The organism is Bacillus sp. NP157, assembly GCA_018889975.1.
Taxonomy (GTDB): domain Bacteria; phylum Pseudomonadota; class Gammaproteobacteria; order Xanthomonadales; family Rhodanobacteraceae; genus Luteibacter.
Map to the genome: position 1 here is coordinate 2,108,177 of CP076546.1, position 11,872 is coordinate 2,120,048.

Annotated in this window: 11 protein-coding genes; 7 read left to right on the forward strand and 4 right to left on the reverse strand. The window is 65.4% G+C overall.

Annotation, left to right across the window (positions count from 1 at the left end; genetic code table 11):
• Positions 1-94: 94 nt before the first annotated feature.
• The 4 genes from lpdA (at position 95) to pilH (ending at position 3,927) form a co-directional block, all read left to right on the forward strand.
• A complete protein-coding gene (lpdA, locus tag KPL74_09540; protein QWT22239.1) occupies positions 95-1,522 on the forward strand; it encodes a dihydrolipoyl dehydrogenase in 1,428 nt (475 codons plus the stop codon).
• 274 nt (positions 1,523-1,796) lie between these two features.
• A complete protein-coding gene (locus KPL74_09545; GenBank protein QWT22596.1) occupies positions 1,797-2,378 on the forward strand; it encodes a TIGR00730 family Rossman fold protein in 582 nt (193 codons plus the stop codon).
• Positions 2,379-2,389: 11 nt separating this feature from the next.
• On the forward strand, positions 2,390-3,382 hold the full coding sequence (locus KPL74_09550; protein ID QWT22240.1) for an acryloyl-CoA reductase: 993 nt from the start codon (positions 2,390-2,392) through the stop codon (positions 3,380-3,382).
• 179 nt (positions 3,383-3,561) lie between these two features.
• Positions 3,562-3,927, forward strand: a complete 366-nt coding sequence (gene pilH, locus KPL74_09555; protein QWT22241.1) for a twitching motility response regulator PilH — start codon at positions 3,562-3,564, stop codon at positions 3,925-3,927.
• 259 nt (positions 3,928-4,186) lie between these two features.
• Here pilH and KPL74_09560 read toward each other — a convergent pair whose 3' ends face one another.
• Both KPL74_09560 and KPL74_09565 read right to left on the reverse strand, forming a co-directional pair.
• A complete protein-coding gene (locus KPL74_09560) occupies positions 4,187-5,110 on the reverse strand; it encodes a DnaJ domain-containing protein (GenBank protein QWT22242.1) in 924 nt (307 codons plus the stop codon).
• A 91-nt stretch (positions 5,111-5,201) separates the two neighbouring features.
• Complete coding sequence (locus tag KPL74_09565) at positions 5,202-5,654, reverse strand: Hsp20/alpha crystallin family protein (GenBank protein QWT22243.1); 453 nt, start codon at positions 5,652-5,654, stop codon at positions 5,202-5,204.
• A 206-nt stretch (positions 5,655-5,860) separates the two neighbouring features.
• Between KPL74_09565 and KPL74_09570 the strand changes: the two genes are divergently transcribed.
• Positions 5,861-6,343 carry a peroxiredoxin gene (locus KPL74_09570; protein QWT22244.1) on the forward strand — a complete coding sequence of 161 codons (483 nt, stop codon included), beginning with the start codon at positions 5,861-5,863 and terminating at the stop codon, positions 6,341-6,343.
• Positions 6,344-6,359: 16 nt separating this feature from the next.
• Here the strand turns inward: KPL74_09570 and KPL74_09575 are convergent, their stop codons facing one another.
• A complete protein-coding gene (locus tag KPL74_09575; GenBank protein ID QWT22245.1) occupies positions 6,360-7,214 on the reverse strand; it encodes a LysR family transcriptional regulator in 855 nt (284 codons plus the stop codon).
• A 98-nt stretch (positions 7,215-7,312) separates the two neighbouring features.
• Between KPL74_09575 and KPL74_09580 the strand changes: the two genes are divergently transcribed.
• Together KPL74_09580 and KPL74_09585 are read left to right on the forward strand one after the other, a co-directional pair.
• Positions 7,313-7,918 carry a DUF4865 family protein gene (locus KPL74_09580; GenBank protein ID QWT22246.1) on the forward strand — a complete coding sequence of 202 codons (606 nt, stop codon included), beginning with the start codon at positions 7,313-7,315 and terminating at the stop codon, positions 7,916-7,918.
• Positions 7,919-8,209: 291 nt separating this feature from the next.
• Positions 8,210-9,079: a transposase gene (locus KPL74_09585; protein QWT22247.1), complete on the forward strand. Its 870-nt coding sequence runs from the start codon at positions 8,210-8,212 to the stop codon at positions 9,077-9,079.
• A 94-nt stretch (positions 9,080-9,173) separates the two neighbouring features.
• Here the strand turns inward: KPL74_09585 and gyrA are convergent, their stop codons facing one another.
• Positions 9,174-11,822: a DNA gyrase subunit A gene (gene gyrA / locus KPL74_09590; protein ID QWT22248.1), complete on the reverse strand. Its 2,649-nt coding sequence runs from the start codon at positions 11,820-11,822 to the stop codon at positions 9,174-9,176.
• Positions 11,823-11,872 lie beyond the last annotated feature (50 nt).

Below are 11,872 nucleotides of genomic sequence, written 5' to 3' on the forward strand. Positions count from 1 at the left end.
TGTGAAGGCGGGAGTCGAGAGGCTCCCGTTTTCATGTTCCGACCCCATATCGGGCGGTAGCCAACTACCGCCAGCATCACCCGGAGCAAGAGCTATGAGCGACAAGTTCGACGTCATCGTCATCGGTGCGGGCCCCGCCGGCTATGTGGCCGCGATCCGCGCCGCGCAGCTGGGCCTGAAGACCGCCGTGGTCGACGCCTTCGTCGGCAAGGACGGCAAGGCGGCCCTCGGCGGCACCTGCCTCAACGTCGGTTGCATCCCGTCCAAGGCGCTGCTGGATTCGTCCAAGCAGTTCCACAACCTGACGCACAACTTCAAGGATCACGGCATCACCGCCGAGAACCCGAAGATCGACATCGGCACGTTCATCGGCCGCAAGGACAAGATCGTCAAGCAGTTCACCGGCGGCGTGACCATGCTGTTCAAGGCGAACAAGGTCACCTCGTTCTTCGGCAAGGGCAAGCTGCTCAAGGGCAACGAAGTCGAAGTCACCGGCAACGACGGCACCGTGTCGAAGATCTCCGCGACCAACGTCATCCTCGCCTCGGGCTCGGTGCCCATCGAGCTGCCGTTCGCGAAGTTCGACGGCAAGCACATCATCGACAACGCCGGCGCGCTGGACCTGACCGACGTACCCAAGCGCATGGGCGTGATCGGCGCCGGCGTCATCGGCCTGGAGCTGGGCAGCGTGTGGAAGCGCCTCGGCGCCGAAGTCACCGTGCTCGAAGCACTGCCGAAGTTCCTCGCCGTGGCTGACCAGGACATCGCCAAGATGGCCGCGCGTGAGTTCGCCAAGCAGGGCCTCGACATCAAGGTCAACGCCAAGGTCACCGCCGCCGAAGTGAAGGGCGACGAAGTCCATGTCAGCTACACCGACAAGGACGGTGCCGCGCAGTCGCTGGTCGTCGACAAGCTGCTGGTCGCCGTGGGCCGCCGCGCCTACACCGCCGGCCTGCTGGCCGACGACACCGGCGTGAAGCTGGACGAGCGTGGCCGCATCGTGGTCGACGAGCATAACCACACCGGCGTGGACGGCGTGTGGGCCATCGGCGACGCCGTGCGCGGCCCGATGCTTGCGCACAAGGGTTCCGAGGAAGGCGTCATGGTGGCCGAGCTGATCGCCGGCAAGCCGGGCCACGTCAACCTCGACACCGTGCCGTGGGTCATCTACACCGAGCCGGAAATCGCCTGGGTCGGCAAGACCGAAGAGCAGCTGAAGGAAGAAGGCATCCCCTACAAGACGGGCGCCTTCCCGTTCGCCGCCAACGGCCGTGCCGTGGCGATGAACGAAGGCATCGGCCAGGTGAAGATGATCGCCCACGCCGAAACCGACCGGATCCTCGGCGTGCACATGGTCGGCCCGGTCGTCTCCGAGCTGATCCACGAGTGCGTCGTGGCGATGGAGTTCAAGGGCTCGTCGGAAGACCTCGCCCGCATCGTCCACGCCCACCCGGCCCTGTCGGAAGTCGTGCACGAAGCCGCCCTGTCGGTCGACAAGCGCGCCATCCACAAGGGCAACTAAGCCTGCGTGAAAGAGCCCGCCCGTGCGAGTAGCATGGGCGGGCTTTTTCGTTTCCAGCAACCGGTGTTTTTGTAGGAGCGCGCCTGCGCGCGACATCTTTTCGCGCATACGCCCAGGTCCCGGCCCAGGTCCCGGCCCAGGCCCCGCTACACAGAGCCTTTTCCATCGGACCAGATCCGTGCAATGGAATCGGATCCGTAGCATCGGACCAGATCCGATCGCGCGCAGGCGCGCTCCTACAAACACATCGAGAAGGATTGGCATCATGCGCGACATCAAGGCCCTCTGCGTCTACTGCGGCTCCAGCAGCGGTTCGCGGCCCGAGTACACCGAAGCCGCCACGGCGTTCGGCACCCGCCTGGCGAAGGAAAACATCGCCCTCGTCTACGGCGGCGGCAAGGTCGGCCTCATGGGCACCGTTGCCGACGCGGTGATCGCCGCGGGTGGTCGCGTCATCGGCGTCATCCCACGCCAGCTTGTCGAGAAGGAAGTCGCCCACACCGGCCTCTCCGAGCTGCACGTCGTCGAAACCATGCACCAGCGCAAGACGCGCATGTACGAACTGTCCGACGCCTTCGTCGCCCTGCCCGGTGGCTTCGGCACCATGGACGAAATGTTCGAGATGCTGACCTGGGCGCAGCTTGGCCTGCACACCTATCCGTGTGGTTTCCTCAACGTGCTCGGCTTCTACAGCGGCCTGTCGGCAAGCATGGACCACATGGTGGCCGAAGGCTTCGTCAAGCAGGTCCAGCGCGAACAGGTCTGGTTCGGCGAAAGCATCGATGCACTGTTCGACTGGATGAAGACCTACGAGTCCACCTACACCCCGAAGTGGATCACGAAGGAATCCGTGTAAAGGAGAGATCCATGACGCAGCTGAAAGCTTTCCGCATCAACAACGACGCCAGCGGCTATCGCGGCGCCGTCGAAACGATGGACATTGACGCCCTGTCCCCGGGCGAGATCCTGGTCAAGGCCGAATGGTCGTCGGTCAACTACAAGGACGCCCTGGCCGGCACCGGCAAGGGCAAGATCCTCCGCCAGTACCCGCTCAACGGCGGGATCGACGTCGCCGGCACCGTGGTGGCATCGACGGATCCCTCGTTCCGCGAGGGCGACAAGGTGCTGGCCACCGGAAGTGGCCTGTCGGAGACCCGCGATGGCGGCTATGCCGAATACGTCCGCCTGCCCGGCAGCGTCACCATTCCGCTGCCCGCCGCCTTGACCACGCGCGAAGCGATGGTGCTCGGGACCGCCGGCTTCACCGCCGCCCTGGCCCTGCTGCGCATGCTCGACAATCGCCAGCGCCCGGATATGGGCCCGATCGCGATTACCGGTGCCACCGGCGGCGTCGGCATGCTCGGCGTGGACATCTTCTCGAAGGCGGGTTTCGAAGTGCACGCCGTCAGCGGCAAACCCGAGCATTTTGACTTCCTGCGCACGATCGGCGCCAGCCAGTGCATCGACCGTCACCAGCTCGCCTTCAGTGGCAAGCCGATGGATTCGGCGAAATACGGCGGCATGCTCGACAACGTCGGCGGCACCATGCTCGCCGGTTTCCTGCCCCTGATCGCACCCTACGGCAATGCCGCGATCTGCGGTCTCGCCGGCAGCCCGGAGCTCCCGACCACGGTGATGCCCTTCATCATCCGTGGCGTGAGCGTGCTGGGCGTGGCCTCGGCTGGCACGGCGCGGGACATCCGCGACGAGGTCTGGCATCGGCTGGGCGGCGCGTGGAAGCCGCGCCACCTCGAGGAGGTCTGCACCCGGGAAGTGGCCCTCGGCGACGTCGCCAGCGTGTTCGAGACGATGCTTTCCGGTGGTTCCTTCGGCCGCACCGTGGTGCGAATCGGCGGCTAAGTGCCTGCAACGGCAGGTTTCGTGCCTTCTACCATTGATACAACGCGTTAGGCCGGTAGAATGGGCCATCGCCAAAGGCGCAACGCGCGACGGTTTGCCGTCGCTGCCGAATTTAGGCGACCGCCCGGACGGTGGTCGCATCAAAGGAACACAATCGGGCATGGCCCGGGGGAAAGTTAATGGCTCGTATCCTGATCGTCGACGACTCGCCGTCGCAGCTCCTGGGCATCAAGCGTATCGTCGAGAAGCTGGGCCATGAGGCCATCACGGCGGAAGACGGCGCCGCCGGCGTGGAAGCCGCCAAGCGCGAACTTCCCGACCTCATCCTCATGGACGTGGTGATGCCGAACCTCAACGGGTTCCAGGCCACCCGCACCATCAGCAAGGAAGAAACCACCAAGCACATCCCGATCATCCTGGTGACCACGAAAGACCAGGACACCGACAAGGTGTGGGGCCTGCGCCAGGGCGCGAAGGACTACGTGGTCAAGCCGATCAAGGAAGAAGAACTGGTCAAGGCCTTAAAGACCCACCTCCCCGCCTGAACACCCCCTGGCTCCGTGTTGTAGGAGCGCGCCTGCGCGCGATGGGGTTTGCGATAAATCCCCAAATATAAACACGCGCCTGCTCTTAAAAACGCGCCTGTTCACAAAAAAGCGCCTGCTCACAAAAGCGCGCCTGCTCAAAAACGCGCCTGCTCAAAAAAGCGCCTGCCCAAAAAAACGCGCCTGCCCACGATGGAGTTTTCCTCAACCCCATCGCGCGCAGGCGCGCTCCTACATGGCATGGCGTGGCGTTCGGCCTTCAGCGGCGCGGGTCGAAATCCTTGAAGGCATCCTTGAACTCCGCATAGGCGGCCTGCTCCTCGTGCGTCTCCGGCACCGGCACGCGGATTTCCAGCACGACGATCTGATCGCCCGGCTCACTGCCCGGCAGGCCACGGCCCTTCAGGCGCAGCTTACGCCCCGACTGCGAGCCCGCGGGGATGCGCAGGTCGACGTGCCCACCCAGCGTCGGCACGGCTACCGTGGCGCCCAGCGCGGCTTCCCACGGCGAAATCGCCAGGGTGTGCGTCACCGTGCGGCCTTCCAGGCGGAAACGCGAGTCGTCGCGCAGGGTGATTTCCAGCAGCAGGTCACCCGAGGGCCCACCGCCCGATCCCGGATGGCCCTGGCCACCGAGGCGAATGGTCTGCCCACTGGCGATCCCGGCCGGGATCTTGACCTCGAGGACGCGTTCTCCGCCGGAGGCATCGTTCAGCACGACCCGGGTCTTTCCACCGTTGAAAGCGGTCTGCAGGTCGGTCTCGATCCTGGCGTTGATGTCGCGGCCGCGCCGCGCCTGCGTCTGCTGCGAACGACGGCCACCAGCGCCGCCGCCGAACAGGCTCTCGAAGAAATCGGAGAAGTCGCCCGTGCCGCGGCCACCCATGTCGCCGAAGTCGAACCCACCGCCGCCTCCGCCGCCCTGCCCCCAGCCCGGCGGCGGCCGGAACTGCTCGCCCTGGCGGTACCCGCCGGCACGGAACTGGTCGTACTGGCGGCGCTTCTCCGGATCCTTCAGGGCCTCATTGGCCTCGTTGACGGCCTTGAACTTGTCCTCGGCCCCTGCGTCCTTGTTCTTGTCCGGGTGGTACTTGCGCGCAAGCTTGCGATACGCCGCCTTGATCTCGGCGTCGGTGGCTTCGGGCTTGACCCCGAGAATCTCGTAGTAATCCTTGAACTCCACAGGCTCTCCCGGGCTTGTGTCGACAACCAAAAACGAAATGCCCGCGGTGGACCATGTCCACCGCGGGCCAGGCTTACAAGCTTAGAGCGAATTAGCCCGCGGCGTTAACCACAATACGCCGCGGCGCGCTCTGCGCCTTCTTCGGGATGGCGATTTCGAGCACGCCGTTGGCACCCGAGGCCGTGATGCCCTCGGCGTCGGCGCTTTCCGGCAGCGTGAAACTGCGCTTGAACCCGCCCGCCACGCGCTCGACGCGTGAGAACGTGCCTTCGGTCTCGCTGGCAAATGCCTTGCGCTCACCCTTGAGGCTGAGCACGTTCTTTTCCATCTGGATCTCGATGGCGGCCAGGTCGACGCCCGGCAGGTCGGCCAGGATCAGGAAGCGGCCGGCCTCTTCACGGATGTCCACGCGCGGCGCCCAGCCAGACTCGGCGGGGGCGGTCGGCGCGGCGATCTCGCTGCCGAAGAAGTGATCGAACACATTACGCAGTTCATGGCCGGACACCGGCGCACGGCGAAACGCCACATGACGAAGCTGGTTCATCTGTTTGACTCCAATAAGGTTTTCCGGCCCGGTGGCCGTCTGGGATCAAACATATGAGCGGCTGGGCGCGATTCAAGGGGCCTATGGGCAACGGCCTATGGGGACGGGGTCAATTGAGACGGGCTGCCTTGTCGTTTCATTGGCTTTTCGCGCGCGGGCGCGCTCCTACATTTACACTTGGGGAATCTTTCAACGAGGCGCGCTTCATGACCATTGCTGTCGGCGACCGTATCCCTGAATCCACCGTCACTTACTTCGAGGACGGTATCCAGACCGCCTCCACCCTGGACCTGATGGGTTCCGGCAAGGTGGTGCTGTTTGCCGTGCCGGGTGCCTTCACCCCGACCTGCTCCAACAAGCACCTGCCGGGCTATATCCAGCACATGGATGAGTTCGAGCAGCGCGGCGTGAAGGTGTTCTGCGTCTCGGTCAACGATGCCTTCGTCATGGACGCCTGGGGCAAGGAGCGCGGTATCCCCGCCCACCTGCACCTGCTGGCCGACGGCAATGCCGCCTTCACCAAGGCGCTCGGTCTCGAACTGGATGGCACCAAGAACGGCATGGGCATCCGCGCCAAGCGCTTTGCGATGTACCTGGAAGACGGCGTCGTCAAGGTCCTGAACATCGAGGCCCCGGGCGAGTTCCGCGTGTCGTCCGCCGAGGCGATGCTGGAAGCGATCGACGCCTGACGGGCCGCGTGGCGGGCTAGCCCGCCGTCGCCGCCACGCCGTTACCCAGCAACCCGGCCAGCACGTCGGCGGCCGGGTTGGCCCGCTCGCCACGGACCAGGAACACCGACGCATCACCCAGCGCGGGCAGGCCATCGCCCGCGTCGATGCGGCGCAGGCCGGCCGGCGCATAGATCGCCGGCCGCGCCACCCAGCCCAGCCCCGCGCGTGCCGCGGTCCACAGGGCGGATACGCTGCGTGCGGTCACGGCGATCCGCCAGGGGATGTGCGCGGCGTCGAGCGCGGCGATCATGCGGCGCCGGAACACGCAGGGCGCTTCCAGCGTCAGCAAGGGTAGCGGGCCATCGGCGACCCCGGGCACGCCGTCGGCCGCGAACCAGTACACGGGGAACGCGCCCAGCAAGCTTCCCGCCATGCCGCCATCGCTATCGAAGGCCAGCGCGAGGTCGACGCCACCGTCGCGCACGCCCTGCAGCAGCGCCGCACTCTGGTCCACCGTGAGCTCGAGACTCGTCGCCGGATGCGCCGCCGCGAACGCGGCAAGCGTCCCAGGCAGCCACGCTTCGGCGAAGTCGTGCGGCACCCCCACGTGCACCCTGCCCTCGACCTGCACGCCACGCACCGCATCCACGGCACCGGCATTCAGTTCGAGCATGTGGCGCGCGTAGCCGAGCAAGCGCTCGCCCGCGTCGGTGAGTTCCTGTTTCCGACCGACGCGCTGGAAGATCGCCGTGCCGAGCCGGTCTTCCAGGGCACGCAGCTGCAGGCTCACCGCGGACGGCGACAGGTGCAGTTTCTCCGCCGCACGGCCGAATCCGCCGAGGTCCACGGCGGTGACCAGGGTACGCAGCGTGGCAAGGTCGAGGATCATGCTTAAGCGTGGCTCACGCGTGGGTTTGGAAAACGTCGCTTTTAACGCGGCGGCGGCGCTACCAGCATGCATGCATCCCCTGATGCAGGTCCAGAGCCATGATCGCCATGCAGTACAGCTTCGATCTCGAACCCACCGTCGATCCCGACGCCGTGAGGGCGCGGGCGCGCCGTATCGCCCCGTCGTTCGAGGGAATGCCGGGGTTGCGGATGAAGGCGTTCCTCGTCGCCTCCGTGCCGGCGCGCTACGCGCCGATCTACCTGTGGGACGACGACGCATCGATGCGCGCGTTCCTGCAGTCGCCCGCGTTCGAACGCGTCGTCGCGACTTACGGCAAGCCGACCTTCCGGCTCATGTCGCCGATCCACGTTGCACGCTCGGCGTCGACGGGACCGATCCGTTTCGCGACCCAGGAGCGTTCCGCCCTGCCGGTCCCGGCCGTGTTCGACGGCAACGGCGGCACGGTGCGCGGCGATGCGAACGTGCTCGTGGGTGCCGACCTCAGTCGCTGGGAGTCGGTGCGGACGATGTTCTGGCGGGAGCCGCCGCCGGTGCGCGAGGGAGAGGTGGTTTATGACGTGGCGTATTTGATCGGGGGGTTGGGTGGTGACGTGAGCGGCGACTTGGGTGGGGATTTGGTTGGGGAGCTGGGTGGGGATGTGGGTGGGAATGTGGGCGGGGAACTGGTGGGGGGTGTGTCGTGAGCTGGCTATCGCGCGCGGGCGCGCTCCTTATTTGTCCCGATCGGTCCAAAGTAGGTGCCGAGAGCCGGCGTGGTCGACCGTTACGCTCCCGGATCTGCACGATCGTGTCGTAGCAGGGTCGCCACGCCGGATCTTTTCGCTAGACGCCCGAACAGTTGCCCGAGTAAGCGCTCGGAAATAAGGCTGGGCTACGCGAGAAGGGCTCTCGACACTCCTAGGCTAGCGGAGATCGCCATGATTGGCATGATCGGCATCGGTGCAGGTGTGGACGTCAGCAAGGCCCATCTGGACGTGGCGGTGTTCAACCACCGCGAGACCCAACGATTCGCCAACGGGGCTGCCGGCTGGGAAGCCCTGGCGGCGTGGTTGGCGCCCCACCATCCGGCCCAGGTCGTATTGGAAGCGACGGGTGGATACGAGAAAAGCGCCCTCGCGGCGCTGCACGCCGCCGGCCTGCCAGTGCGCCGGATCAACCCGCGCCTGGTCCGCTATTTCGCCCGCTCCAAGAGCCAACTGGCCAAGACGGACCGGATCGACGCCCGCGTTCTGGCCCACATGGCCAGCGTGATGGAGCTGGTGCCGTTCCAGCCGCCGAGCGAAGAAATGGCCACGCTGCAGCAGTACAAGGCCCGGCGCGATCATCTGGTCCAGAATCTCACGGCGGAAAAACAGCGCCGCCGCCAGGTCGTCGACAAGACCCTGCGCGAGGATCTCGAGGCGCACATCGACTACCTGGAAAACGCGCTACGCCGGATCGATGCGGTGATCGGCCGGCTGATCAAGGACACGCCGCAAGCAAGGGTTGCCGCCACGATGAAAGGCGTCGGGCCGGGCATGGTCGCGTCGATGATCTGTGACCTGCCCGAACTGGGCCATCTCGGTCGTAAACAAATCGCCAGTCTCGTCGGCGTAGCGCCGATCAACTGCGACAGTGGCGTCTTCCGTGGCAAGCAATCGACCTGGGGCGGACGCTCCAGGCCCCGGGCGATGCTCTACATGTCGGCCCTGTCGGCGAGTCGCCATGATCCGATCCTGAAGCCGTATTACGAGGGCCTGGTGACCCGCGGAAAGCTAAAGCGCGTCGCCCTGATCGCCGTCATGCACAAGCTGATCGTCATCCTCAACGCCCGGATGCGGGACGAGCTGGCTGCGATGGGCTGACGGGACACAGTTGCTACGGCAGCTTTGGGTGGCTTGTTTGCATGTGCCGAGGTGGTGAAAAAAAACCCGCCGTGAGGCGGGTTTTTCGTGGAGCTTATTCGCCGTCTACCGGACCGGATTCGATCGGCGGGAGGTCGGCGGCGGCTTCACCGCCTGGGACTTCGCCGCTGGCGACGTCGCCATTGGGCAGTTCGCCCTCGATGTCGCCTTCGATCTCTTCCTCGGCTTCGAGGCGGACGATGCCAATGAGGACTTCGTCCTTGGGCAGCTTGATCAGCGTGACGCCCTGCGTGTTACGACCCACCTGCGCGACTTCCGACACGCGGGTGCGTACCAGCGTGCCCTGGTCGGAGATCAGCATCAGCTGCTGGGTCTCGGTGACCTGGGTCGCCGCGACGAGGTTGCCGTTGCGCTCGGAGCACTGGATGCCGATGACGCCCTGCGTGCCACGGCCCTTCTTCGGGAACTCGGACAGCTCGGTGCGCTTGCCGAAGCCGCGTGCGGTGGCGGTGAGGATGTCACCGTCGCCGCGGGCCACGATCAGCGAAACCACCGTGGTGTCGTCGGCCAGCAGCATGCCGCGCACGCCCGTTGCCGAACGGCCCATGGAGCGGACCTTGTTCTCGTCGAAGCGCACGACCTTGCCGTTGGATGCGAACAGCAATACATCGCTGTTGCCGTCGGTCATCGCCACGTCGACCAGCGCATCGCCCTCGTCGAGGTTGATGGCGGCCTTGCCCTTCTGCAGCTGGAAGGCGAACTCGGTCAGCGGGGTCTTCTTCACCGTGCCCTTGCGGGTGGCGAAGAACACGAAGCAGTCCGGGTCGTAATCGCGGATCGGCAGCACGGCCTGGACCTTTTCGCCCTCGCCCAGCGGCAGCAGGTTCACGATCGGCTTGCCGCGGGCACCCGGGCCCGCTTCCGGCATCTGGTACACCTTCAGCCAGTAAACGCGACCGGTGCTGGTGAACGTCAGCAGCGTGTCGTGGGTGTTGACCACCCACAGCTGCTGCACGACGTCTTCGTCCTTCAGCGCCGATGCGGAACGACCCTTGCCGCCACGCTTCTGCGCGCGATACAGGCTCGCGGCCTGGCGCTTGACGTAGCCGGTGTGCGACAGCGTCAACACCACGTCTTCGGGCGTGATCAGGTCGAGGACGTTGAGGTCTTCCTGCGAATGCTGGATTTCCGTGCGACGCGCGTCGCCGTAATCCGCACGGATCTGCTCGAGTTCGCCACGGATGATTTCCAGCAGGCGGACCGGGTTTTCCAGGATCTCGATGAGGCCACGGATGGTCTCGAGGATCTCGCGGTATTCGTCGCTGAGCTTGTCCTGTTCCAGGCCGGTCAGGCGATGCAGGCGCATCTGCAGGATCTCGTTGGCCTGCACTTCCGACAGCTGGTAACCGTCGTCACGCAGGCCGTCGCGCGGATCCATGTCTTCCGGACGCGATGCGTCGGCGCCGGTGGCCGACAACAGGGCCTTGACCAGGCCCGGCTCCCAGCGACGGGCGACCATGCGCTCGCGCGCTTCCTGCGACGACGACGAGGTGCGGATCAGCTCGATCATCTCGTCGATGTTGGCCAGCGCGACCGTGAGGCCTTCGAGGATGTGCGCGCGCGAACGCGCCTTGCGCAGTTCGAAGATGGTGCGGCGGGTGACGACTTCGCGACGGTGGCGGATGAACGCTTCAAGGATCTCCTTGAGGTTCAGCAGCTTCGGCTGGCCGTCGAGCAGGGCCACCATGTTGATGCCGAAGGTGACCTGCAACTGGGTCTGCTGGAACAGGTTGTTCAGCACCACGTCGGCCATGGCATCGCGGCGAATCTCGATGACCACGCGCATGCCGTCCTTGTCGGACTCATCGCGCAGCTCGCTGATGCCCTCGATCTTCTTTTCCTTGACCAGCTCGGCGATCTTTTCGATCAGGCGAGCCTTGTTCACCTGGTACGGCAGCTCGTGCACCAGGATCGTCTCGCGGCCGTTAGCCTCGGTTTCGATCTCGGTGCGCGCGCGGACCAGGATGCGGCCACGGCCCGTGCGATAGGCCTCGACGATGCCCGAGGAGCCGTTGATGATGCCGGCGGTCGGGAAATCGGGGCCCGGGATGTGCGTCATCAGTTCATCGACGCCGAGCGACGGCTCTTCGATGAGTGCCAGCGTGGCGTTGATGACCTCGGTCATGTTGTGCGGCGGGATGTTGGTGGCCATGCCGACCGCGATGCCCGCCGAACCGTTGACGAGCAGGTTCGGTACGCGGGTCGGCAGGACCAGCGGCTCGCTTTCGCTTTCGTCGTAGTTCGGCCCGAAATCGACGGTTTCCTTGTCGATGTCGGCAAGCAGCTCATGGGTGAGCTTGGCCATGCGCACTTCGGTGTATCGCATGGCCGCGGCGTTGTCGCCGTCCACCGAACCGAAGTTGCCCTGGCCGTCGACCAGCATGTAGCGCAGCGAGAACGGCTGCGCCAGGCGGACGATCGCGTCGTAGACGGATGCATCGCCGTGCGGGTGGTATTTACCGATCACGTCACCGACCACGCGCGCCGACTTCTTGTAAGCCTTGTTCCACGAGTTGCCGAGCTCGTTCATGGCGAACAGCACGCGTCGATGGACCGGCTTGAGGCCGTCGCGCACATCGGGCAAGGCACGCCCGACAATGACGCTCATCGCGTAGTCGAGATAGCTCTGGCGCATCTCGTCTTCGATATTGACGCGGATGACTTCTTTGGCGAGTTCTGCCATCAATCGGCTTCCTGGGTGTCCGTATGAGTGCCCCCGCCGACCGTGGCCTT